This is a genomic window from Paenibacillus sp. FJAT-27812 (assembly GCF_001273905.1).
Taxonomy (GTDB): Bacteria; Bacillota; Bacilli; order Paenibacillales; family Paenibacillaceae; genus Pristimantibacillus.
This window is the reverse complement of sequence record NZ_LIGH01000001.1, coordinates 6527692-6550209: the sequence shown is the minus strand read 5'-3', so window position 1 is coordinate 6550209 and position 22518 is coordinate 6527692. Positions and strand designations below refer to the sequence as shown.

Annotated in this window: 27 protein-coding genes; 16 read left to right on the top strand and 11 right to left on the bottom strand. The window is 48.2% G+C overall.

Annotation, left to right across the window (positions count from 1 at the left end; genetic code table 11):
- The first annotated feature begins 311 nt into the window (after positions 1-311).
- Positions 312-1661, top strand: a complete 1350-nt coding sequence (locus tag ADU23_RS28125) for a GntP family permease (protein ID WP_053376788.1) — start codon at positions 312-314, stop codon at positions 1659-1661.
- 73 nt (positions 1662-1734) lie between these two features.
- Here ADU23_RS28125 and ADU23_RS28120 read toward each other — a convergent pair whose 3' ends face one another.
- Positions 1735-2580 (bottom strand): MurR/RpiR family transcriptional regulator, encoded by an 846-nt coding sequence (locus ADU23_RS28120; protein ID WP_053376787.1) that lies wholly within the window; start codon positions 2578-2580, stop codon positions 1735-1737.
- 134 nt (positions 2581-2714) lie between these two features.
- Here ADU23_RS28120 and gnd point away from each other — a divergent pair, with 134 nt between their 5' ends.
- A complete protein-coding gene (gene gnd / locus ADU23_RS28115) occupies positions 2715-3611 on the top strand; it encodes a phosphogluconate dehydrogenase (NAD(+)-dependent, decarboxylating) (RefSeq protein ID WP_053376786.1) in 897 nt (298 codons plus the stop codon).
- A gap of 105 nt (positions 3612-3716) precedes the next feature.
- Complete coding sequence (gntK, locus tag ADU23_RS28110) at positions 3717-5255, top strand: gluconokinase (protein ID WP_053376785.1); 1539 nt, start codon at positions 3717-3719, stop codon at positions 5253-5255.
- 61 nt (positions 5256-5316) lie between these two features.
- Here the strand turns inward: gntK and ADU23_RS28105 are convergent, their stop codons facing one another.
- Both ADU23_RS28105 and ADU23_RS28100 read right to left on the bottom strand, forming a co-directional pair.
- Entirely contained in the window at positions 5317-7185 is a 1869-nt protein-coding gene (locus ADU23_RS28105; RefSeq protein WP_053376784.1) for a prenyltransferase/squalene oxidase repeat-containing protein, read from the bottom strand.
- Between the two features lie 104 nt (positions 7186-7289).
- A complete protein-coding gene (locus tag ADU23_RS28100; RefSeq protein ID WP_053376783.1) occupies positions 7290-8174 on the bottom strand; it encodes a LysR family transcriptional regulator in 885 nt (294 codons plus the stop codon).
- Between the two features lie 196 nt (positions 8175-8370).
- Between ADU23_RS28100 and ADU23_RS28095 the strand changes: the two genes are divergently transcribed.
- The gene (locus ADU23_RS28095) at positions 8371-9399 is read left to right on the top strand and encodes a YeiH family protein (RefSeq protein ID WP_053376782.1); all 1029 of its coding nucleotides are present in this window, start codon (positions 8371-8373) and stop codon (positions 9397-9399) included.
- Between the two features lie 97 nt (positions 9400-9496).
- On the opposite strand, the gene ADU23_RS28090 is transcribed toward ADU23_RS28095, so the two are convergent.
- From ADU23_RS28090 to ADU23_RS28070, 5 genes are read right to left on the bottom strand one after another with little or no spacing between them, the layout of a single operon-like run.
- Positions 9497-9913, bottom strand: a complete 417-nt coding sequence (locus tag ADU23_RS28090; RefSeq protein WP_141680467.1) for a spore germination protein GerPE — start codon at positions 9911-9913, stop codon at positions 9497-9499.
- Positions 9910-10116 carry a spore gernimation protein GerPD gene (locus ADU23_RS28085; protein ID WP_053376780.1) on the bottom strand — a complete coding sequence of 69 codons (207 nt, stop codon included), beginning with the start codon at positions 10114-10116 and terminating at the stop codon, positions 9910-9912. Before ADU23_RS28085 ends, ADU23_RS28090 begins: the two co-directional genes overlap by 4 nt.
- The gene (gerPC, locus tag ADU23_RS28080; RefSeq protein ID WP_053376779.1) at positions 10117-10785 is read right to left on the bottom strand and encodes a spore germination protein GerPC; all 669 of its coding nucleotides are present in this window, start codon (positions 10783-10785) and stop codon (positions 10117-10119) included.
- A 41-nt stretch (positions 10786-10826) separates the two neighbouring features.
- The gene (locus ADU23_RS28075; protein WP_053376778.1) at positions 10827-11030 is read right to left on the bottom strand and encodes a spore germination protein GerPB; all 204 of its coding nucleotides are present in this window, start codon (positions 11028-11030) and stop codon (positions 10827-10829) included.
- Positions 11027-11254: a spore germination protein gene (locus ADU23_RS28070; RefSeq protein ID WP_053376777.1), complete on the bottom strand. Its 228-nt coding sequence runs from the start codon at positions 11252-11254 to the stop codon at positions 11027-11029. The genes ADU23_RS28075 and ADU23_RS28070 overlap by 4 nt, the downstream gene beginning before the upstream one ends.
- A 153-nt stretch (positions 11255-11407) precedes the next feature.
- Between ADU23_RS28070 and ADU23_RS28065 the strand changes: the two genes are divergently transcribed.
- The 11 genes from ADU23_RS28065 (at position 11408) to ADU23_RS28015 (ending at position 19322) form a co-directional block, all read left to right on the top strand.
- Positions 11408-11833 carry an Hsp20/alpha crystallin family protein gene (locus tag ADU23_RS28065; protein WP_053377868.1) on the top strand — a complete coding sequence of 142 codons (426 nt, stop codon included), beginning with the start codon at positions 11408-11410 and terminating at the stop codon, positions 11831-11833.
- A 152-nt stretch (positions 11834-11985) separates the two neighbouring features.
- A complete protein-coding gene (locus ADU23_RS28060; protein ID WP_053376776.1) occupies positions 11986-12186 on the top strand; it encodes a hypothetical protein in 201 nt (66 codons plus the stop codon).
- Positions 12187-12221: 35 nt separating this feature from the next.
- The gene (locus ADU23_RS28055) at positions 12222-12446 is read left to right on the top strand and encodes a hypothetical protein (protein ID WP_053376775.1); all 225 of its coding nucleotides are present in this window, start codon (positions 12222-12224) and stop codon (positions 12444-12446) included.
- Between the two features lie 74 nt (positions 12447-12520).
- On the top strand, positions 12521-12958 hold the full coding sequence (locus tag ADU23_RS28050) for a Fur family transcriptional regulator (RefSeq protein WP_053376774.1): 438 nt from the start codon (positions 12521-12523) through the stop codon (positions 12956-12958).
- Between the two features lie 17 nt (positions 12959-12975).
- Positions 12976-13215 carry a membrane protein insertion efficiency factor YidD gene (yidD, locus tag ADU23_RS28045; RefSeq protein WP_053377867.1) on the top strand — a complete coding sequence of 80 codons (240 nt, stop codon included), beginning with the start codon at positions 12976-12978 and terminating at the stop codon, positions 13213-13215.
- A gap of 155 nt (positions 13216-13370) precedes the next feature.
- Positions 13371-13592 carry a hypothetical protein gene (locus tag ADU23_RS34425; RefSeq protein WP_053376773.1) on the top strand — a complete coding sequence of 74 codons (222 nt, stop codon included), beginning with the start codon at positions 13371-13373 and terminating at the stop codon, positions 13590-13592.
- A 28-nt stretch (positions 13593-13620) separates the two neighbouring features.
- Positions 13621-15603: a methionine--tRNA ligase gene (gene metG / locus ADU23_RS28035; RefSeq protein ID WP_053376772.1), complete on the top strand. Its 1983-nt coding sequence runs from the start codon at positions 13621-13623 to the stop codon at positions 15601-15603.
- 287 nt (positions 15604-15890) lie between these two features.
- Entirely contained in the window at positions 15891-16910 is a 1020-nt protein-coding gene (locus ADU23_RS28030; protein WP_053376771.1) for a metal ABC transporter solute-binding protein, Zn/Mn family, read from the top strand.
- A gap of 59 nt (positions 16911-16969) precedes the next feature.
- The gene (locus ADU23_RS28025; protein ID WP_053376770.1) at positions 16970-17794 is read left to right on the top strand and encodes a metal ABC transporter ATP-binding protein; all 825 of its coding nucleotides are present in this window, start codon (positions 16970-16972) and stop codon (positions 17792-17794) included.
- A complete protein-coding gene (locus tag ADU23_RS28020; RefSeq protein ID WP_053376769.1) occupies positions 17778-18587 on the top strand; it encodes a metal ABC transporter permease in 810 nt (269 codons plus the stop codon). Before ADU23_RS28025 ends, ADU23_RS28020 begins: the two co-directional genes overlap by 17 nt.
- A 21-nt stretch (positions 18588-18608) precedes the next feature.
- Positions 18609-19322, top strand: coding sequence for a cytochrome c biogenesis CcdA family protein (locus ADU23_RS28015; protein WP_053376768.1), 714 nt, complete (start codon positions 18609-18611; stop codon positions 19320-19322).
- A gap of 10 nt (positions 19323-19332) precedes the next feature.
- Here the strand turns inward: ADU23_RS28015 and splB are convergent, their stop codons facing one another.
- Positions 19333-20400 (bottom strand): spore photoproduct lyase, encoded by a 1068-nt coding sequence (gene splB, locus ADU23_RS28010; protein WP_053376767.1) that lies wholly within the window; start codon positions 20398-20400, stop codon positions 19333-19335.
- A gap of 211 nt (positions 20401-20611) precedes the next feature.
- Between splB and mntR the strand changes: the two genes are divergently transcribed.
- Positions 20612-21034 carry a transcriptional regulator MntR gene (mntR, locus tag ADU23_RS28005; RefSeq protein WP_053376766.1) on the top strand — a complete coding sequence of 141 codons (423 nt, stop codon included), beginning with the start codon at positions 20612-20614 and terminating at the stop codon, positions 21032-21034.
- 73 nt (positions 21035-21107) lie between these two features.
- Here mntR and ADU23_RS28000 read toward each other — a convergent pair whose 3' ends face one another.
- Both ADU23_RS28000 and ADU23_RS27995 read right to left on the bottom strand, forming a co-directional pair.
- A complete protein-coding gene (locus ADU23_RS28000) occupies positions 21108-21425 on the bottom strand; it encodes a hypothetical protein (protein ID WP_053376765.1) in 318 nt (105 codons plus the stop codon).
- Between the two features lie 37 nt (positions 21426-21462).
- A complete protein-coding gene (locus tag ADU23_RS27995; protein ID WP_053376764.1) occupies positions 21463-22425 on the bottom strand; it encodes a DUF1385 domain-containing protein in 963 nt (320 codons plus the stop codon).
- Positions 22426-22518 lie beyond the last annotated feature (93 nt).

Sequence of the window (22518 nt, the reverse complement as noted above, 5' to 3'; positions counted from 1 at the left end):
CGTAAAAACACCTCCAAGGTTGTCTCCATATCTTACGACATGGTTGCATTTTCTTGAAGGTGTTTTGATTTGTCTCACGTTATGGGGTCAGTCCCTTTTTACGCATGCAGGTTTTTTTTTTGTTTATTTAAGGTTTTTACCGAAAAAACGATCAACTGCATGAAATGGCAAATAATACTCATAATAAGGAACGTTATTTCGACAGAAATAATAAAATATTTTTTCTTTAATGTTATTGATTTGAGAAATATTTTTTCATATAATTGAAAAGCTGCTCAGCATTCTTTAAAGACAACTTAGGAGGGCATACCATGTTATTACTTATCGTTTTGGCTGCTATTGTAGTGCTGTTGCTGCTCATAACAGTAGCGAAGCTGAATCCGTTTGTCTCGCTTATCGTGACAGCAATTGGCGTCGGGCTTGCTACAGGAATGCCGTTGTTCACGACAGAAGCAGGCGGGACAGGCATCATCGACTCCATTAAGACAGGCATGGGCAATACGCTTGGTTTCTTGGCTATCGTACTTGCTTTAGGTACGATGCTCGGCAAAATGATGGCGGAGTCCGGCGGTGCCGAGAAAATCGCGCAAACGTTAATTAAACGTTTTGGCGAAAAAAATGTGCACTGGGCGATGATGTTTGTTGCTTTCATCGTGGGTATTCCGGTCTTCTTCCAGGTCGGCTTCGTATTGTTGATCCCATTGGTATTCACGATCGCTCGCCAAACAGGCGTGTCGCTTGTCAAAATCGGCGTACCGCTCGTCGCCGGACTTTCGGTCGTGCATGGCCTTGTACCGCCGCATCCGGCTGCTATGGCTGCGGTAGGCATTTTTAACGCTGATGTTGGACTCACGATCTTGTATGCGATTATCGTCGGTCTTCCTACAGCGATCATCGCAGGTCCATTGTATGGACAGTGGATTGGCAACCGGATTCATAAATCGGTACCTAAGGAAATCGGGGAGCAGCTGACAGAGGCGGATCCTAACAGGCAGCTGCCGGGCTTTTTCAATACGGTATTTACCGTTCTGGTCCCGGTCATCCTTATGCTCACTGCCTCCATTGCGGAGCTGTTTCTTGCCAAGGAGAGCTCCTTGTACCAAGCGCTGCGCTTTATCGGAGACCCGGTGACCGCTTTGCTAATCGCAACTGTATATTCCTTCTTTAGCTTAGGATACTTCCGCGGCCTCAGCAGGGAGAAGGTACTGAAGTTTTCGAATGATTGCTTGGCGCCTACGGCGACGATCTTGCTGGTCATTGGGGCAGGCGGAGCTTTCAACCGGGTGTTGCTTGATTCCGGCATTGGTGAGTATATCGCGGATTTAGCTACATCCTCAAACATTTCTCCTATTTTGCTTGGATGGGGAATTGCGGCGCTCATTCGTGTTGCGACAGGCTCAGCTACCGTTTCGATGATGACAGCGGCCGGCATTGTTGCTCCGATTGCTGCGATCGTGCCGGGAGCTAATCTTGAGCTGCTCGTACTCGCTACGGGCGCAGGATCGCTCATCTTGTCTCACGTGAACGATTCGGGCTTCTGGATGATCAAGGAGTATTTCGGGATGTCGGTCAAGGAAACGCTCCTGACATGGACGGCGCTGGAAACGATTATTTCCGTCGTCGCGCTTGCTTTGATCCTGGTCGTAGACATTTTCGTTTAGCTTTCCATAAAAAAAGGTGAACCGTTGACATTGCAGTCAATGGCTCACCTTTCTTCCGTAATATGAGACGCGATTAAATTCGGGTTTCCGAGATGGCTTCCCGTACTTTTTCGAGCGATGCTTTCGCTTTATCTTTGTTTAAGAGCATGACATTGACATACAGGGCATCAATTAAGCTAAGCTGCCCAATTCGAGATGCGAGCGCTTCTGAGCGGTAAACCGTTTCCTCTGAGCTTGTATGGAGCGATACATCTGCATGCTGGCTGATTGGCGACTTAGGGAAGCCGGTTATCGCAATTGTTTTTGCGCCATTCGCTTTTGCCGTTTGCAAGATGCGTATCGTGTCTTTATTCGTGCCCGAATGGGAAATGACGACCGCAACATCATCCTTCGTCAGCTGAGCTGCCGACATGAGCTGGAAATGCGCATCCGTAAATGCGAAAGCTTGTTTTCCAGAGCGGATAAATTTATGGAAAGCATCCATCGCGATAACGCCGGAGCCGCCGATGCCGTAGAAGTGAACGCGGTTTGCAGCAGCGATGACGGATACCGCTTTGGCGAAGTCTTCGCCGTCTAAAATTTGAAACGTATTTTCAAGCGTTCGAATGTTTGATTTAAATACTTTCTCGGCGATCGTCTTCTCATCGTCCTGCTCATTGATTTCTTCATAAATTTGCTCGCTTGGCGTCATAATTTCCGAGGCAAGGGCGATTTTCATCGCTTGGTATCCTTTATATCCGATACGCTTGCAGAAACGAAACACGGTTGCTTCCGCAACATTCAAATCTTCGGCAACCTCATTAATGGTGCTATGAATGATTTTTTCGGGATTATCTAAAATATAGTTTGCGATTTTTTTTTCCTTTTCGCTGAATCTTGCATAATAAGAACGGATTTTTCCAAACATGTTTTGCACCATGATCGTTGCTTCTCCTCGCGTAGCAGCTTATTTCAGAAGAAGTATAACATAAATGGAATGTTGATCCTATATTTCATACGTATGCGTTTAGATAGATAACTTAGATTATAAAAATGATTGGGAGATGAAAGATCATGCAAATAGGCATAATTGGTTTAGGGAAAATGGGTTATAACTTGATGCTGAATGTACTGGAGCATAATCATAAAGCGGTTGTTTATGACGTCAATACAGCAGCGATTGAGAAAGCCGAAGAGGATGGGGCGCAAGGCGCAAGCTCAATTAAACAGCTGGTTCAATCGTTATCGGCTCCGCGTGTAATTTGGATGATGGTACCGGCAGGCGAGTTGACGGAGGCTGTAATTCAAGAGGCTGGCGAAGCGCTTGAATCCGGAGATATTTTGATAGACGGCGGCAATTCTAATTATAAAGATACGACTAGACGAGCAGAGAAGCTTGCCGAACAGGGCATTCATTTCCTTGACGTTGGCACAAGCGGCGGAACTTCCGGTGCCAGATCGGGCGCATGTACGATGATTGGCGGCAATAAAACGGCATTTGAATCAGTCGAGCAGCTGTTCAAGGACATTTGCGTTGAGGACGGATATTTGCACGCAGGGGAAAGCGGAAGCGGACATTTTCTGAAAATGGTCCACAACGGCGTTGAGTACGGCATGATGCAGGCGATTGCGGAAGGGTTCGAGCTGCTGGAAAAAAGCGCATATGAATTTGATTTTGAGAAGGTCGCCCGGGTATGGAACAATGGATCGGTCATCCGGTCGTGGTTGATGGAGCTAACAGAAAATGCATTCGCTAAGGATGCAAAATTGGATGGCTTAAAAGGTATCATGCATTCTTCGGGAGAAGGCAAATGGACGCTGGAGACGGCGCTGGACCTGCAGACGGCAACGCCGGTCATCGCTTTGTCGCTAATGATGAGATACCGCTCGCTTGAAGAAAATACGTTCTCGGGCAAGGTCGTTGCCGCGCTGCGCAATGAATTCGGTGGCCACAGCGTCGTAAGCTCCTAAAGCATCGGATTGAATAAATGCTGGAAGAACGGTATTGTAACAATTGTAGAGCGAACGAATACGTTGCCAGCTATTTGATTGGCAAAAGTATGTGGAGGTATAAAGATGACTACTAAATATGTTATCGGTGTTGATATCGGAACGACAAGCACGAAGTCGGTGCTCTTCACTTCTAAAGGCGCTATAGTCGCAAGCCATGGCATTGAATACCCGCTTCACTCGCCGTCTCCGGCTATTGCTGAGCAGGATCCGGATGAAATTTTTAATGCCGTGCTCAAAACGATTGGACAAGCCGTTGCCAAAAGCAACGTGCAGGCCCAAGATATTTTGTGCGTTTCCTTCAGCTCAGCGATGCACAGCGTCATTGCTGTAGATCAGGCAGGCGAACCGCTCACAAAATGTATTACGTGGGCTGATAACCGCAGCATGGAATGGACGAATAAAATTAAAAACGAATGGAATGGCCACGAAATCTACTTGCGTACGGGCACGCCGATCCATCCGATGTCTCCCTTGTCGAAGCTCACCTGGCTGCGTCATGACCATAAAGAGCTGTTTGACCGCGCTTATAAATTTATATCGATTAAAGAATATGTATTTTATAAGCTGTTTGGCCGTTACGTCATCGATTATTCCATTGCTTCTGCTACTGGGATGTTTCATTTGAACAACTTGCAATGGGATGAGGAAGCGCTTCGGGTAGCCGGCGTTACGGCAGAGAGATTGTCCGAGCTGGTTCCTACAACGTATAAGCTGGAAGGATTGGAGGAGCCTTATGCGAAGCAAATGAATCTGCTCGCCTCCACGCCTTTCGTAGTCGGGGCAAGCGATGGCGTGTTGTCCAATCTTGGCGTCAATGCGATTGATCCGGGAGTGGTCGCGGTTACGATCGGCACCAGCGGCGCTATCCGCGCGGTAACGGACAAGCCGGTCACGGACCCGAAGGGCAGAATTTTTTGCTATGCGCTGACGGAGAATCATTGGGTTATCGGAGGCCCGGTGAATAACGGAGGCATGATTTTCAGATGGGTGCGTGATCAAATCGGTACGGAAGAGATTGCTTCGGCGAAGCAGCTTGGCATCGATCCTTATGAGCTTCTTACAGAGCTTGCTGCCAAAGCGAGACCTGGCTCTGACGGGCTGATTTTTCACCCGTACTTAGCTGGCGAGCGAGCTCCACTGTGGGATGCAAATGCGCGCGGCTCCTATTTTGGACTGGGGCTGCACCATAAGAAGGAGCACCTGATTCGAGCGGCGCTAGAGGGCGTTATCTATAATTTGTACAGCGTGCTTATGGCGCTTGAGGAATTGACAGGCAAACCTACCAAAATTCAAGCGACCGGCGGTTTTGCAAGATCCGAACTATGGCGCCAGATGATGGCTGATATTTTTGACCAGGAGCTGCATGTCCCGGAAAGCATTGAAAGCTCTTGCCTTGGCGCAGTCATCTTGGGGTTATACAGCTTAGGCGAGGTGGATTCGCTGGACGTCGTTGCCGACATGGTCGGGGGATCGCATTTTCATCTGCCAAACAAACAAAACGCTCAAATCTACTCCGAGCTGATGCGGATCTATATTCGCGTTTCTCGTTTGTTGACCGAGGAGTACGCGAATATTGCTGCTTTTCAGCAAAAGTGGGTATAGCATAAACGAAAAAAACAGCCGAGCTTGCGGGCTGTTTTTTTTCATGTAGGCGAGGCGAGCATTAGGAGCCGTATTTTTTCAAAATGGTTGAAAGCGTGAGAAGCGGCCAAATATAGTTGTTGCTCGGATAAAAAACGTATACGCTGCCTGGCAAGGCGGCGCCTGTCGGATAGAAATAAGTCCAGTCTCGCCGCTCGAGTGACTGCAATAGCGCTTCAACGCCACGCTCAATCGCTGCATTCGGTTTTGCATGCGCTGCTGTCAGAGCATCCAGCGCCCAAGCGGTTTGAGAAGGCGTGCTGGCATGGAGCGGCATGTAATGCTTCACTTTATCGCTAAGGCAGGATTCGCCCCAGCCGCCGTCTTCATTTTGAATTTCCAACAGCCACTTGATTCCCTTCTTAATGGCGGGATGATCATTTGGAACACCAACAGCAGTCATTCCTTGAATGGCAGCGCCTGTGCCATGAATATAAGCAATTCCCCAGCGGCCGTACCAGCTTCCGTCTCGTTCTTGCTGCGAGAGCACCCACTGCACGCTATCGTCGAGCCATTGGTGGCCGATTGTCATATCGAGTTCATTGCCTAGAAAACTTAGTACACGGCTCGTTAAGTCAACCGTCGAAGGATCGGTAGAAATATCAGCAGAGCCCTCGAACGTAAAAAAGCTTGCCGGCAGCTGCGTGCCTTCCCGTTCGAAAGCGGGCCAGCCGCCATCATCATTCCGCATAGCGAGTACCCAATTGAGGCCTCGCTGCCAGTTCGCATGTAAACCATTGGTGACTGAAGTGTAGTGACGTATGCTCCGAAGCGCGGCTACACTGTCATCGACATCGGGATACAGCGTATTCACGTTGGAGAAGCCCCAGCCGCCTGCCGGCGTATTGGGCAACCGCCGAGCCCAGTCGCCAAGCCTTACCTGCTGCCTGTCTAGCAAATAGTGCCCTGCACGCTCCAAGGCGTTGTGGTTAGGCTGCATTCCTGCTTCACGCAAAGCGTAGCTTAGCATAGCGGTATCCCAAACTTCTGAGGATGCCACTTGAAGATGGGGACGATCTGCGCATATTAATGAAATGGCTCCAGCGAGCAGTTGATTAACAGCATGCGATTGAGGGGAATAGTCGAGTGCAAGCAACGATAATATCATTAATATCGTCGCCGTCGAGAAAGTCAGCAGCGTGCCGTTAGGCTCTATTCGCTCGAACATAAACGCCTCAGCCCGCTCTAAAGCAGTAGGAGAGCTTGGCGGAAGCAGGCTCGTTAAAGGCAAGCTTGCGATAAAGCCGTTCAAAGCCGAAATCCAAGTTGCATCATTTGTGAATGCACGCGATTGGCCGACAAATAAATCGGTTAAAAGCGGCATCGATGGCGTGCGGCGCGCAAATGATTTATTCGCCATAATGAGTGTCGGAACAAGATGGACGCGAGCGTGGCCTGAAAGAGAGAAGAGGTCTAGTCCGATCCCTAGATCGGAGAAAAAAGCTTCCAGCGGAATACGCAATAATCGCGGCCATTCGGCTTGGCCAGTCGCAGCAAAGATGACTTGAGTGAGCAAGTTTTTGGCTTCCGAGAGACCGCCTTGCTTTAAAATAAATTGCTTGGCCATAACCATGCGCGGATCTGATTCATGGTAGAACCTCGCACAGAGCAATGCGTAATAGGCTTCTGCAGTCGCCTCTAAATTCCCCTCTGCTTCATCGGGGTATACCTTCCACGCGCCATTCGTTTCCTGTCTGGATGCGATGCGCGCCGCAAGGTTGCGAATCAAATGCTCATCCGGCCTCTCAAGCAGGCGCAGCAAAATAATAAGATAGCTGTCGGTCATCGTCCCTGAATCAAAGCACATTCGCCAAGCGCCGTCACGCGATTGCTGCCGAAGCAGATCAGCGGTTATATCATCTATCTGTTCACGAATTCGTTTCATATCCATTTGGCGCATTCATCCTTTGCAACCTTAGTTGCTCTATATATATGCGCTAGTATTCAGTAACAGTCGGGTATCATTGGGGGCGAATCGGATGTTGCTGCTGGATCTTAGTCACTGGCGAGAAGCAGCTTTTGAACAAAAACATCGCTTGCCATCGTCGCTGCTCCTTCTCTATGACGGATAATAGAGAAGCTGCGTTCAAAACGATCCCTATTTAAACGCAATTCGCCCATTTCCCCGGATTCCAGCTCTCTTCTGACAACCCAGCGAGAAAGCATCGCGATTCCAAGGCCGGAAATTACCGCTTCTTTGACGCTTTGGCTGCTGTTAAAAACGTAAGAGCGTTTTTGGACAATCTGGGCGTCCTGAGTGAACTGATCGCTGAAAGCACGTGTGCCAGAGCCGCTTTCCCTTAGCACCCATACCTCATTTTGCAGCATATCCGCATCGACAAAATGCGCAGATGCGAGAGGATGGGCAGCGGGGGCGATCAAAATCATTTCATCCTTCATATAGGGTGTTATGACCAAGTCAGCAGCGTTTGCTTCTCCTTCGATAAGCCCCAAATCTAATTCGTTTGCCCGGACTGCTTGCACAATTTCCTCCGTATTTCCAATGGTGACCTGCATCTCAACGAGCGGATATTGCGCAGCGAACGCAGCAAGCCGTTTAGGAAGTACGTATTCTCCGATTGTAAAGCTGGCTCCGATTTGAATCGTCCCCGTCACCTTATCCTGCAGCCGATGAATGTCCTGCTTCGTTCCTTCGTACAAGGATAAAATTTGCTTCGCCGTCTTGTATAGCATATCGCCTGCTTCGGTCAGCCTGACCTGCTTGGGAGAGCGGTGAAGCAGCTTGGCGCCAACCTCATTCTCCAGATTGCGAATATGCAGGCTTACGCCAGGCTGAGATATATTCAGAAGATCTGCCGCTCTTGAAAAATGGCTTTGCTCCGTAACGGTTACAAATACGCGAAGTGCTTCGATAATCATTATAATCCCTCATTGTTAGTTTTGAATTTAGTATGTTTTTCTTAATAATAGCTTGCGTGAGTGACTAATTCAAATTCAATCATAAGTAATCCTGATGATAAAGATCGTGAATAAGTATTTCACTTCATGCTGCCAGAGCCGTATAGTGAAGTCATGCCACACAGCAAGTTTCAGACTGATCGCAGAGGTGAAAGACATGATTACCAAAAACGTAATAACTAATCATTCTTATAAGGGCGTTGGTTTTACGCAGGGCGTTGCAATCACATTGACCATTGCCATTGCGGCTAAATATATCGCGATGCTTCCTTTTTTTAACGTGATGGGACAGCTGGTCGTTGCGATTTTGCTAGGAATAGCCTATAAAGCAATGGCAGGAATACCGGAGCAAGCGGCAAGCGGAATTGCGTTTTCGAGCAAAAGGCTGCTGCGTTTCGGCATTATTTTGCTGGGCTTGCGTCTCCATTTATTCGACATCGCTGCTGCCGGACCAAAGGTGATAGCCATCGCCGCAATCAATATCGCATTTACGATATTTGTAGTGTACGGATTAAGCAAATGGCTGAAAATCGACAAAAAGCTAGGTATTCTTACAGCTTGCGGAACAGCCATCTGCGGTGCTGCGGCGGTCGTTGCGATTGCTCCACAATTGAAGGCAAGCGATAACGAAACAGCCATCAGCGCTGCGACGGTTGCGATCCTCGGAACGATATTTACATTAGTGTATACGATCCTTTATCCTATCCTGCAATTAAGCGACGCTGGATACGGCATATTCGCTGGCGCGACGCTCCATGAGATCGCCCATGTCATTGCTGCGGCAGCTCCGGGCGGAAGCGAAGCGGTGGATCTTGCCGTCATTGTCAAAATGTCGCGGGTAGCGATGCTTGTCCCAGTCGCCATTATTATAGGGTTCTGGAACAATCGCCAGACGAGCAAAACAACAAAGACCAGCTTTAAAAATCTGTCGATTCCATGGTTTATTGTTGGTTTTCTAGTTATGAGTGCCGTAAAGACGGCTGGCATTCTCCCGGAGGCGCTCACCGAGCAGCTAATTGTAGCAGCTTATATGCTTATTGCAATGGCGATGGCGGGGCTAGGCCTAGGAGTCGATCTTGTCATGTTTAGAAAATGGGGCAAAAAAACGTTCGTAGCCGGTTTGATCGGTTCGATCTTGCTAAGCGGGCTTGGACTGCTGCTTGTTCACAGCTTTCATTTGGTTTAAGAATCAGCATAGAAAAATGGCGGTACAGGAAAAGCAACCTGTACCGCCATTTTTCAGACGAGCTCGCTGCTTATGAGACAGCATCTACCCAGAATGCTCAACAACCTATCGGGGGATATGGTTTTTGCCGAGGGTACTGTCGAATATTTTTGATGCGTGAATCCGCCTTTAAATCCATCTCATTGCCAATAAGCACACTTGTTGAAGAGGCGATGGCAATGATTGCAATAAGCCCGACTGTAATATTGGGGATGCAATTTGTGCGCTCGAGCCGAATGACCTGTCCGTTATCGAAGTCGGGATCATTAAGAACGGGCAGAGGGTTAGTATACATCGGATAAGACTCAAAAAAAACATCGCCTGCTGTCGTATGGCTTTCTCGGCGCTGCACCGCTATCGCGATCAGTTTGGCATCGGTCTCGGCGCGGTCGCCAAACTGCACGATACAAGCCTCCCCCACGCTTATAATGCTCACCATACCTACATTAGCTGTCCGAATGGGGTAGTCGTTCATTCGCCTATCGCTTCGCTTGATTGGCCAGGCAATGGAAAAGGAGCTAACGGGCCAACGATGACCGATTCCGGGGGCGTATCGAACATAGAATACAAGGATACGGTATCGGTATCGCCTACCTGCAGCATCGATGCGCTGGATACGCCGAGAATTTCAATTTGGCCAACACATAACAGATGGTTAACAACTTTAAAATGAATCATTTATGCCATTCCTCCTGATGCAGGCTCACCAGTCTGCAGCTGCCGCATATAAGCGAGCATTGCAGCGTCGGAGTCCCTTATTGTTTTGGAGAGGACGTTCCCTGCGATAGATGGATCGTTGCTTGCAGCCGTTTGATCCACCGAGCCTTTCATGGATTGCTGCATATAATATTGAATGCGAGTCGGCACCTGTTTGCGGATATCCTCCATAATAATTCTTCTATGGTAAGGATCCAGCGGGATGCAAAGCTCATTCTCATAGGCGATCAGCCTTTGCGGTGCCTCGTCATCCAAATAACGGTTCATTCCTGCAAAGACATCATTGTATAATCCGCTTGGAGGGGGGATAGACGGCCCGGCAGACGGAAAAACCTCAGGTTTTGAAACGGCTAATTGCTCGATGTTGCCGGGAAAGGAATCTTCGTCCGTGCCAGGAGCAGTCATGCCGATATTTAGCGTGCCGTCCAGCTTCTCTACCTTCAATTGATCAAAACGATATTCTATTTTATCTATACTGTAAGTAGGACGTGCTTCAAGCTGCTTTACCTGATCACATAATGCGGCAACTTTCGCTTCAAGCGCTTCGAGTTGTTCTTGCTGCTCTTTGAGCTTATGTTGGACTTCAAGCGACCACACTTGCCAAGGGGAAAGCGGATTAGGCTGCTGCATGAGACTGCTCCTCCTTCATATATTGTAATGATCCGTAGTTGCTAAGTAGGATTTGGCAACGGCACGAACGAGAGCGGATTATCCTGACTGAGCTGCGGAGCGGGACCTGTGAATCCGCCGGTATTGTAGAGCTGAGACAAAGAGCGAATCGATCCTGCACTGCCGACTTGCAGGACCGAACTGTTCGATACGCTCTCCACACGAAGCTGATGAATCGTAATTTGTTGATGTATCGTTAGATTCATATCGCATTCAACTCATTATTCGAACTATCTTGCACATCCGGATCAAGGGTGTTCGTAGCGCTGACAGCATTATTGGAGTTCGTTAAGCTGCCGGTCAAGAAAGATCCTGATCCCGCATACGTTTTGGAAGCGCTGTTTGGCGATACTTCTAGAGAGTCACCGAATTGTACAATGGAGCCAGAGCCAGTACTGACTATTTTGACAAAGCCGACAACAGCTGGCATAAGCATCCTCCTTCTTGGTGTGCTGTTTTGGATTAAATAGCTGAGCGTGCTATATCTTATGCGGCATTCGCCCATATGTTCCTGCTGCGCATGTATCCTGAATGCAGCTAGGCGCATATGATGGTAGAAGTGCTGGAAGGCGGGTGTTTGCTTGTGGCATCCAAATGGGATGATATGGAAAGATGGATGGAGAGGCAGCAACTTCCTAAAGGGTTCGAGCTGCTGCGCGAGCCTGACTGGGTGGAGCAATATGTGCGCAAAATGATGACGAAATCGCTGCCTGAGGCGGCAGGCGCTTTAATTGGAGGAGGTTCTGCTACCTTCTCTGAGACTCGCCATTTTGTTCATGTTAAAATAAATTTGCCAAATGGTTATGACAAAGAGCTGTTGAGATTGTTTGTGCGCGAGGATCGGCTGCGTCTTGATGGGTTGCCGGGCGGGAAGAGCGAGACGATCAAGCTGCCGAAGCTGGTGAAGCCGCGTGTCTGCAAAACGCTTGTGAAAAACGATGTGCTTCACGTCAAACTTCAGAAGCGGCCGACCAATCGCAATTATCACGAGGCCATCGTGCGCTTTTAATAGATGACGGAGAAGCAGGAAGAGCATGCACAACTTGAATGTGTGCTCTTTTTGTCACGAAATCGACAGGGTTTGCCGCTGGCTAATGGCTCTGCTATCCCTTATAATGTCTAATGAACATGTACATATTAGCAAAAAAGGGAGTGTGTTCGGTGTCACTAGTTGATGTAAGCAGTGTTTCTGCTTCTTTATTCATACTCGGAATCGTTTTTATAATGCTCGTATTCGGATTGCTTAGCTTCGGAATTTTACGTATGTTCCAGCAGCGGTTCCGGACAGGCTGGTTCAGCTTCGGCGGGGCGGTCGTCAGCTTTGTCGTATTTATGTTTATACTAAACAAGTGGTATCTATAGCATTTCTATAGCTGATCACAACCGGAGGTAGTAGCTTGTTCTGGACAGTCATTTGGTTTTTCGTTAACATGCTGTTTGTCGCTTCGATTATTACCTATATGTTCATGCACCGATCCTTTACGGAAACAAAACGGCAATCAGGTGATATGGCGCTTATCAACAGGCTGAATACTAGGCGCAAGCTGTTTGGCATTCTTAGTATCGTTCTGTTCGTCGCGATGTCGGCAAGCTTTATGATTAACATGAGATTAAACGGTTAAGAGGCTCTCATTGACGAGAGCTTTTTTTTTCGTCATTATGGAGATAGACATTATAGAGTCCGGAGGTTCGACATATGCATACAATGGAAGACATTATAAGACGCATGTCAAGTCAAGGATTGCGAATTACCGATCAAAGAAAGACGCTGGCCAAGCTGTTTTCGGAGACGCAGGGTTATTTGGCTCCGAAGGAAGTTTACGAATATATGGGAAAATCCTATACCGGCTTAAGTTTTGATACCGTTTACCGAAACCTGCGTGTCATGGAAGAGCTGGGCGTGCTGGAGCAGGTCATTTTCGAGGATGGCGGCAAGTTTAAGCTTCACTGCAGAGAAAATGATCATCATCACCATATGATTTGTTTGCAATGCGGCATGACCTATCCGATTACATTCTGTCCGATGGAGCAGACTAACGTACCCGAGGATTTCCGAGTGGTGAAGCATAAATTCGAGGTATTCGGCTACTGCAAGGAATGTGCTCAGGATGAGCCGGCCGTAAGCGAGACCTAATGCCCAAACAGCGAATGATGCAACGGGTGACGCTGGCGCCGATTCATTTTTACCGCAAGGTCATCTCACCGCTCACCCCGCCGTCATGCCGTTTTTATCCGACCTGCTCGATGTATGCGCTGGAAGCGATTGAGAAGCATGGGGCTGCTAAAGGCTCATGGCTTGCGGCCAAGCGCATTGCGCGCTGCCATCCGTTTAATGCTGGGGGATACGATCCGGTACCGCCCGCAAAAAACGACAAGGCAGATGCTCCTTGACAGAGAGGGTTCTGTTTCGGTATATTTTGATTTATAAAGCATTCAAGTTATTTCTAGTAATCTCCATATATCCGAGGAATGGATAAGTACAATAGAACAACTTTTGCAGAGAGCCGGGATTGTTGGTGGAAGCCGGTAGGGGACACTATTGGAAAATGGTCCGGGAGGATTCGTTTTCGAGCCGCAGCATTTTTAATGGCTGGGTAAGGGGCGACGCGAAGCTGGCGTTAACGGCGACAGCCGCCATGAAGGCGGCACACGAAGCTTTCTCGATAAGCCCGATTTTACCGGCTGTTTTCGAGATCGAAATTTGGGTGGTACCGCGTGAGTTCAAACTCTCGTCCCATGATGGACGGGAGTTTTTTGCGTTTTTTTAAACCAAAAAAATCAAATAGGGGGATTCACATGACAAGTAAAAACACGTTTTATATTACGACGCCGATTTATTATCCAAGCGATAAGCTTCATATCGGCCATGCATATACGACGGTTGCCGGTGATGCAATGGCGCGTTACAAGCGGCTTCGCGGCTATGACGTATGGTATTTGACAGGGACGGACGAACATGGCCAGAAGATCGAGCGCAAAGCGAAGGAAAAGGATCAAACGCCGCAGCAGTTCGTCGATGATATCGTGGTAGGCATTAAGGATCTATGGGCGAAGCTTGAAATTTCCAATGATGATTTCATTCGCACGACTGAAGAGCGCCATAAGCTGGTTGTTGAGAAAATTTTCGCCAGGTTTTTGGAGCAGGACGATATTTACAAAAGCACCTATGAAGGCTGGTATTGTACGCCGTGCGAATCCTTTTTCCTTGAGCGTCAGCTCGTAGATGGCAATTGTCCGGACTGCGGCCGTCCGGTTGAGCTTGTGAAGGAGGAGAGTTATTTCTTCCGCATGAGCAAATATGCAGTCCGCCTGCTGAAGTACTATGAGGATAACCCGGATTTCATTCAGCCGGAATCGCGCAAAAACGAGATGATCAACAACTTTATCAAACCTGGCCTTGAGGACTTGGCTGTTTCGCGCACGACATTCGATTGGGGCGTTAAAGTGCCTGGAGATCCGAAGCATGTCGTTTATGTGTGGATCGACGCTTTGTCTAACTATATTACAGCGCTTGGCTACGCCAATGAGGGCAATGATCAGAAATTCCAAGATTTCTGGCCTGCTGACGTTCATTTGGTCGGGAAAGAAATTGTTCGTTTCCATACGATTTATTGGCCGATCATGTTGATGGCGCTTGAGCTGCCGCTTCCTAAGAAGGTATTTGCGCATGGCTGGCTCTTGATGAAGGATGGCAAAATGTCGAAGTCCAAGGGCAACGTCGTAGACCCGGTAATGCTGATTGACCGTTACGGCCTTGACGCGCTCCGTTATTATTTGCTGCGCGAGGTGCCATTCGGAGCGGACGGGACGTTTACGCCGGAAAACTTCGTTGAGCGGATCAACTTTGACCTTGCCAACGACCTTGGCAATCTGCTGAACCGGACCATTGCGATGATCGACAAATATTTTGACGGCGTCGTTCCGAACTTCGCAGGCACCGTTACAGCTTTCGACGATTCCTTGCAGAAGCTTGCGAGCGAAACCATCGTGCAAGTGGAGGCAGCGCTGGAAACGATGGAGTTTTCGGTGGCGCTGGCAACTTTGTGGCAGCTCGTAAGCCGTACAAACAAATATATCGATGAAACGCAGCCGTGGGCGCTTGCGAAGGATGAGGCAAAGAGCGGAGAGCTTGCTTCCGTTATGTACCATTTGGCGGAATCGCTTCGCATCGCATCGATTCTGCTTCAACCATTCTTAACGCATGCTCCGCGTGAAATGTGGAAGCAGCTTGGCCTTGAGCAGGGCGAGTTGACGGCGTGGGAGAGCACCAAGCAATTCGGATCGCTGCCAGGCGGAACGAAAGTAGTCAAAGGCTCGCCATTATTCCCTCGCCTTGATACGGCGGAGGAAGCTGCTTTTATCGCAGCGGCAATGGGCGGCGGTGCGCAGGCTGAGCCGGCTGCAGCGGAAGCAAAGGCAGAAAGCGAAACGCCGCAGGCAGCCGTAGAGTCGAAGGAAGAGATCGCGATTGATGACTTTGCGAAGGTAGAGCTGCGCGTAGCGCAAGTTATCGCGGCAGAGCCTGTGAACAAAGCGGATAAGCTGCTAAAGCTGCAGCTGGATCTAGGTTATGAGCAGCGCCAGGTTGTTTCCGGCATCGCTAAGTTTTACACGCCGGAGCAAATGGTAGGCCGTAAAGTGATTTGCGTGACGAACCTGAAGCCGGTGAAGCTGCGCGGGGAATGGTCGCAAGGAATGATCCTTGCTGCTTCGCATGGCGATCAGCTGACGCTTGCTACTGTGCCGGATGACATGCCAAATGGCGCGGTTGTTAAATAAAGCATACAGCCTATCTACGAAACGGAGTCGCCCTAAAAGTCATAAAGACTTTTAGGGCGATTCTATTTTTGTTACACGATTCTCAGTCGTTGCGAGCGACTACAGTATCCTGTCATATTTTTCTTTATTTTTGTCCATACAAGTAATTGAAGGGCAGTAGCTTTTCATGTCGCCTCTTTTTTTTGCGAAAGAAATAAGGTTGACAGTCTATTTAAAGGCATCGTATAATACAAAACGTAATAGTAACGATTACGAAGAAGAGAGAAACGGAATGGAGAGAACACCAAATGAAAGATTCGAAATCATCGATACGTAGGATGGCGCTTAGCCTGCTGCTGACAGCTATGCTGCTAGTGACGGCAGCTTGCGGCAATAGCAACCATGCAGGCTCACCGAATAATGCAGCGAATCCAACAAATGATAGCTCGGCTGCTGCAAACAAAGCAGAGAAAAATCAAGTCAGCGTCGTCACGAGCTTTTATCCTTTATATTTTCTAGCATCGGAAATCGGCGGGGAACATATTAAAGCCGTAAACCTTATCGCTGCCGGCGTCGAGCCGCATGACTGGACACCGAAAAGCCGGGATTTGGACACAGCTTCGAAGGCACGGCTGTTTCTGTATCACGGAGCGGGCCTTGAGGGCTGGGTGGATGGATTTTTGAAGGGATTATCCAAGGATAGCGCGGTCGTAACTAAAGAGATTAGCGACGGGATAACGCTTATCGAGGGCACGGAAGAAGAGCATGAAGAAGAGCATGCGGATGAAGCAGGACATGATCATGGCAGCATTGATCCGCATACTTGGGTTAGCCCAAAATCAGCGCTTAAGCTAGCTGAGAATGTGAAAAATAGTTTAATTGAAACCGATAGCGCAAACCAAGCCGATTACGAGAAAAACTATGCGGCGCTCAAAACAAAGCTGGAAGCTATCGATGCGGATTATTCCGCCAAGCTTGCACAGGTCGCAAACAAAAATATTGTGACATCTCATCAAGCATTCGGGTACTTAGCACGCGACTACGGCTTAAAGCAAATATCCATTATGGGTCTTAGCCCGGATGCCGAGCCGCGCGCGCAGGATTTGCTGGACATCGCGAAGTATGTTAAAGCAAACAACGTCAAATATATTTTCTTTGAAGAGCTGGTATCCGATCAACTGGCTAAGACGCTCGCAAGCGAAGCTGATGTCGAGACAATGGTGCTTAACCCGCTTGAAGGCTTAACGCCAGAGCAGGATAAGAAAGGCGAAACCTACTTAACGCTTATGGAGCGCAACTTGCAAAATCTTGTGCAAGCATTACAATAGAACAAAAGGCTAGCCTGCGGAGCTGATCTAAGCTCCGTATTGCTGTGAGGAGAGAAATTATGGCGCAATCGAATCGAATAACTAACGCCGACACTAGCTGCCACCAAGAGGTTATCTCATTGGAGGACGTCTCCTTTTCTTTTCAGCAGCAGAATGTCATTACGGATTTAAGCTTTGCGGTGAAGGAACGTGACTTCATTGGCTTAATAGGTACGAATGGCGCTGGAAAAACAACGCTGCTGCGCATGATTGTTGGCTTGCTCAAGCCAACGAGCGGCACGATCCGTTTATTTGGAGAGAGAGTGGATAAGTTTAAGCAGTGGGAGCGCATCGGCTACGTTCCGCAAAAAAATTCTTTAAATCCTTTGTTTCCGGCAACCGTGCGCGAGGTCGTGATGTCGGGACTTTATGGGCGAAGCAAGCTGTTTAAGAAGATGAACAAAGCGGATTTCATTAAGTGCGAGGACGCGCTTCATGCGATGGGCATCGAGGATTTACAAGGTAAACGAATCGGCCAGCTGTCAGGCGGCCAGCAGCAGCGTGTGTTTCTAGCCAGAGCGCTGATCAACAGCCCGTCATTGCTCATTTTGGATGAGCCTACGGTAGGCATCGATACGGAAACGCAGGAGAGCTTCTTCCATATGATCAAGCATATGCATCAGCATCATAATATTACGTTTCTGATGGTTTCTCATGATTTGGATATGATTCGTTCTTATTTAGGGCAAGAACCGGCGGCATCGAACGGGAAGCTCAAGTTTCACATTAAGCATTCGCATGAAACGCAGGATTGCGTGGAAAATGACCTTGCGCATAGCCTGAAAGGGCTTAGGAAGCAAATGGAGAGCAGGAAAGAGGTTGTTTTGATTGGAGATCGTAACTAGCGAATTTTTTCAACGAGCCCTAATTGGCGGGTTGCTTATCGGCGTAACTGCCCCGCTAATGGGCTTATTTCTTGTGCTGCGCAGACTGTCCATGATAGGAGACACCTTATCTCATGTCTCTATTGCCGGCGTAGCGCTCGGTTTTTTGATCGGCGTATATCCCATTGCTGTGGGGCTGCTGTTCGCCATCGTTGCATCCTTTGCGATCGAGAAGCTTAGGAAAGCTTACAAATCCTATGCTGAGCTGTCCATCGCCATTATCATGTCCGGAGGGGTTGCCCTTGCCTCCTTGCTCTTTACGATGGGAAAAGGATTCAACAATAATGTGAACAGTTATTTGTTCGGCAGCATCTACACCCTCAATAACACCGATCTGTATGTGATAGGAGGCGTTACCATCATTGTGCTTGCGGCGATTTGGCTGCAGGTCAAGGAGCTTTTCCTCATTACGTTTGATGAAGACGCGGCTGCTGTGAGCGGCTTGCCCGTGAAATTTTATAATGTTATGATTAGCGTGCTTACCGCACTTATTATTAGCGTTTCTATCAAAATCGTAGGTGCGCTGCTCGTATCCGCATTGCTCACAATACCTGCTGCATGCAGCTTGATCATTGCCCGCAGCTTCCGTCAAAGCGTCATTACTGTCGTCATTATCGGCGAGCTGGCTGTAATCATCGGGCTGTTAATCGCAGGCGTATGGAATTTAGCGCCAGGCGGTACGATCGTATTGCTGCTAATTGCGGTGCTGCTATTGCTGCTTGTGTTCAGGCGTGGTGTTCGGGCAGGCAGTTGATTCGAATCGGGGTGAGAGAACTTGTCTGATATTAACATTTGGCTGGCTTTCGGCGCCGGCTTTGCATCGTTTATTTCGCCTTGCTGCCTGCCGCTGTACCCCTCCTATTTATCGTACATAACGGGTATATCGGTAGCGGACTTAAAGGAGAATTCGAATGCAAAACAAAAACGTATGCGAACGATGTCGCATACGCTGTTTTTCATTTTGGGCTTTTGCACCGTTTATTACGCATTGGGCTACGGAACAAACGTGTTTGCCGAGTTTTTCAGTGAATACAGGCAGCTTATAAGGCAGCTATCGGCTATTTTGATCATTTTGATGGGGCTTTTTCTAATCGGTTTATTCCAGCCGCAGCTTCTCATGAAGGAGCGAAGAATGAATCTGATTCCTAAGAAAGCGAACTATGTCAGCTCGTTTATTTTTGGAATCGGCTTTTCGGCAGGCTGGACGCCTTGTATGGGTCCTGCTTTGACCGCGATTTTGGGCCTCGCTGCAACGGAGCCTGGCACTTGGTTTCAGCTGACGACGGCATATGCGCTTGGGTTCGCGATCCCGTTTTTTGTGCTCGCTTTTTTCCTAGGGACGGCAAGATGGATATTAAAGTATTCCGCAACCGTGATGAAGATCGGCGGAGCGGTTATGATTTTGATGGGAATATTGCTGTTTACCGATCAGATGACAAAAATAACGATTTGGCTGAACGTCATTACACCCGAGTGGCTTACCTTTTAAGAGTCGCTGCTCACGTGAAATATTCGATTTTAGCTTCTGGAAAATGCTCAAAGATGCGCTCCGATATATACATACGGAGCGCATTTGCTTGTTCATCCGGGTAAACGTATTTCCCTTGGCCCCAGCGCCCCCATTTATATTTTCGTTTTTCGATGTCCATCTCAAGCTTTGTGCGCGGATATCGTTTTTCGATTACCGATTTTGCCGTTTTAGTAAAACGATGCTGGATCAGCTCGAAGGTGAGATCTTTCGTTACCTCGGCAGGGAGTGCAGCCGCAAGCGATGATATAAGCTCCCCATAGCCTTCCTCCCAGCCTTCATGCCAAATAATCGGAGCAATAATGAAGCCCATTGGGTAACCTGCTCTTGCCACCTTAGCGGCGGCCTCAATTCGTTGTTCGAATTTTGACGTGGCAGGCTCAAAATGTTTAATGACGTATTTATCGTTGACGCTGAAGCGTATGCGCGTATGGCCGTTATGCTTGGCGTCAAGGAGCGAGTCCACATGATGGAATTTGGTTACGAATCGCAGCCTGCCATATTCCAGTTTGCCCATAAATTCAATTAATTCGCGCAGGCTGCCCGAAATGGGCTCAAGCCCAACAGGATCAGAGGTACAGGCCGCTTCAAATCGCGTAATCTCAGGCTTTCTTTCGTCAATGTAACCCTGTGCAGCCTCCATAATATCGTCAATATTGACATACACTCGGATATAAGGCTTAGCGCCTAATGTCGTTTGCAAATAGCAATAATGGCAATGTGCCATACAGCCTGTCGCGATGGGAATGGCATATTCGGCTGAAGGCTTGGAGGTGTCGAATTTCAACGTTTTGCGAATGCCAACGACAAGCGTGCGCTTGGCGATTTTATATTGCTCCAGCTCCGTATCGCCAGGCAAATTCGTAATGCGGTTATGCGAGGTCGTCATTCGGTAAGGTATGCCTTCCTTCTTCACCCAGTCAAAAATACGCTGACCTTTTGGATAATCGAGCGCAGAAGGCTCAAAATAAACGAGCTCAGGAACGAAGGAGAGGGTGGAGCGATCTGTTTTTGGCCGGTCTGTAATGGCTGTACTCATCAGTCATTCCTCCTGTTGATCAATCACAAACGAAATCATCTTATTGTATGGAGGAGGTGATCGCGTCAAACTGGTAAGTTCAAGCTTGGTTTGCGCTTCATAATCGATTGAGGAATCGTGAACAGGTTGCAGTGAACATAATGAACAGTGTATGATACATAGAGTAACGCCTAAGAGACAAGGTGAAGAAGTATGGTTAGGGGGTTCTTCAGTGCCGACACCGAGCATGGAAGACTACTTGGAAAGAATTTATAAGCTGATTGATGAAAAAGGGTATGCGCGTGTTTCAGACATAGCAGAAGGACTCGAGGTGCATCCTTCATCGGTCACCAAAATGATTCAAAAGCTCGACAAAGATAATTATTTGATCTATGAGAAGTATCGCGGGCTTGTCCTAACCAATAAAGGCAAGAAAATGGGGAAACGGCTTGTAGACCGCCATCAGCTGCTGGAATCGTTCCTAACGACAATTGGCGTACAGGACGAAAATATTTATCAGGATGTCGAAGGCATCGAGCACCACTTGAGCTGGGATTCAATTACTTGCATTGAGACGCTGGTTGAATATTTTCGCCGGGACTCACAAAGAATGGACGAGCTTCGCGCTGTTCGTGCGGAAATGGACAGTGAGTAATTACATAGGGTGTAGGATGAGCGAACAAAAAGAAGGTCTGCAGCAATTATGCCGCAGACCTTCTTTTTGTTCATTAATGATATTTTGGCAGATCGTCGTCATCCTTGCCGCCTTCAATAACGCGGAACGGCACGGTTTTGGAACGGGGTTTGTTTGCTTTCATTTTAGCAGCGGTCGCACGGCTTTGCTTAACCTGAGTCCGGCCCTGCTGCGTGCTGTTTCCTCTTAAGAAGGAAGGCGGGTATTTATAAAGCAGGAAAATACCGCCTAGCACCACGATCGGAATAATAAATGCTGCCGGGCTTTGAAGAACACTGTACACGAGGCCAATCGCCAGCAACGCCAGTAAAGTGATGGACCAAACATTCCATTTGCTCGGTATTCTGCTCATTGTAATACCGCCTTTCCTTTTTTAAACTTCGTTTCGATTATTTCATTTGTTTATCAAGCTCAAGCATCCGTTTAAAAGAAGCAATGGACACGGCTACTTGCTCGTCACGGGGCTCTTTGGTCGTAAGCAGCTGCAGCCACAATCCCGGATATCCGAGGTAGCGCAGAACTGGAATCTCACGCAAAGCGTTCGTCCAGCGAAGCACCTCATAGGAAATGCCCAGAACGAGCGGGAGCAGAAGAATGCGAATGTAGACGCGTTCCCAAATGCTATCCCATGTAAAGAACGGAAGCGAGTAGACAACCACGCCTACGATAACTGTAAATACGATAAAGCTGGAGCCGCAGCGATAGTGAAGACGGCTGTATTTTTGCACATTGCTAATACTAAGGTCTTCGCCGGCTTCATAAGCACTAATCACTTTATGCTCGGCACCGTGATACTGGAACAAACGCTTGATCAGCGGAGTCATTGAAATAAAGTATAAATAAGCGAGCAACAATATAATTTTGATAAGTCCTTCTAATAAGTTATGACCAACTTTGTTTTCAAATACCCCAGAAAATAGCAATTCTTCGAGCGCAGCAGGGGCTGCGGTGAAAATAAGCTTACCGAAAACAAATGAAAGCACGCCTGCGACGGCTACGCCAACCAGCATGCTGAGACTCCAGCCTTGTTTTTTCTCTTCCTTCGGCTTGACGGCTTGTTGTGCTGGCGCTGCTTCTTTTTCTTCGCCGGCTTCATCCTCTGCATAAGTCTCCATTGAGAAGTTCAAATGCTGCGAGCCTTTGGCGCTTGATTCCAAAATGCCGACAACGCCTCGAACGAGCGGGATTTTCTTTAGCGCTTGAATCCAGTTCTTCGATGTACGGGGCACCTCATAAAATACGATTTCATCATTTTTGCGTCGGACAGCCGTTACGTTAACGTGTTTGCCAGCAAACATTACGCCTTCAATAACCGCTTGTCCGCCATATATACTTCGGGAGTCTTGCGGCAAGTGCTTGTCACCTTCCTTGAGTGGAATATCGTCTTAGCTGATACGACGAATGTACCTTTAACTTTGTAAGTCTATTGTACTTTATCTATAGGC

Excerpts from the sequence above, each read along its gene's own strand:
- ADU23_RS28030 (WP_053376771.1), top strand. The coding sequence starts at position 15,891 with ATGAAAGATTCGAAATCATCGATACGTAGGATGGCGCTTAGCCTGCTG.
- ADU23_RS28120 (WP_053376787.1), bottom strand. The coding sequence starts at position 2,580 with ATGGTGCAAAACATGTTTGGAAAAATCCGTTCTTATTATGCAAGATTC.
- ADU23_RS28105 (WP_053376784.1), bottom strand. The coding sequence starts at position 7,185 with ATGGATATGAAACGAATTCGTGAACAGATAGATGATATAACCGCTGAT.
- ADU23_RS28100 (WP_053376783.1), bottom strand. The coding sequence starts at position 8,174 with ATGATTATCGAAGCACTTCGCGTATTTGTAACCGTTACGGAGCAAAGC.
- yidD (WP_053377867.1), top strand. The coding sequence starts at position 12,976 with ATGCAACGGGTGACGCTGGCGCCGATTCATTTTTACCGCAAGGTCATC.
- ADU23_RS28085 (WP_053376780.1), bottom strand. The coding sequence starts at position 10,116 with ATGATTCATTTTAAAGTTGTTAACCATCTGTTATGTGTTGGCCAAATT.
- gerPC (WP_053376779.1), bottom strand. The coding sequence starts at position 10,785 with ATGCAGCAGCCTAATCCGCTTTCCCCTTGGCAAGTGTGGTCGCTTGAA.
- ADU23_RS28025 (WP_053376770.1), top strand. The coding sequence starts at position 16,970 with ATGGCGCAATCGAATCGAATAACTAACGCCGACACTAGCTGCCACCAA.
- ADU23_RS28125 (WP_053376788.1), top strand. The coding sequence starts at position 312 with ATGTTATTACTTATCGTTTTGGCTGCTATTGTAGTGCTGTTGCTGCTC.
- ADU23_RS28050 (WP_053376774.1), top strand. The coding sequence starts at position 12,521 with ATGCATACAATGGAAGACATTATAAGACGCATGTCAAGTCAAGGATTG.
- ADU23_RS34425 (WP_053376773.1), top strand. The coding sequence starts at position 13,371 with ATGGTCCGGGAGGATTCGTTTTCGAGCCGCAGCATTTTTAATGGCTGG.
- gnd (WP_053376786.1), top strand. The coding sequence starts at position 2,715 with ATGCAAATAGGCATAATTGGTTTAGGGAAAATGGGTTATAACTTGATG.
- ADU23_RS28070 (WP_053376777.1), bottom strand. The coding sequence starts at position 11,254 with ATGCCAGCTGTTGTCGGCTTTGTCAAAATAGTCAGTACTGGCTCTGGC.
- ADU23_RS28000 (WP_053376765.1), bottom strand. The coding sequence starts at position 21,425 with ATGAGCAGAATACCGAGCAAATGGAATGTTTGGTCCATCACTTTACTG.
- ADU23_RS28095 (WP_053376782.1), top strand. The coding sequence starts at position 8,371 with ATGATTACCAAAAACGTAATAACTAATCATTCTTATAAGGGCGTTGGT.
- ADU23_RS28090 (WP_141680467.1), bottom strand. The coding sequence starts at position 9,913 with ATGAACGACTACCCCATTCGGACAGCTAATGTAGGTATGGTGAGCATT.
- gntK (WP_053376785.1), top strand. The coding sequence starts at position 3,717 with ATGACTACTAAATATGTTATCGGTGTTGATATCGGAACGACAAGCACG.
- metG (WP_053376772.1), top strand. The coding sequence starts at position 13,621 with ATGACAAGTAAAAACACGTTTTATATTACGACGCCGATTTATTATCCA.
- ADU23_RS28075 (WP_053376778.1), bottom strand. The coding sequence starts at position 11,030 with ATGAATCTAACGATACATCAACAAATTACGATTCATCAGCTTCGTGTG.
- splB (WP_053376767.1), bottom strand. The coding sequence starts at position 20,400 with ATGAGTACAGCCATTACAGACCGGCCAAAAACAGATCGCTCCACCCTC.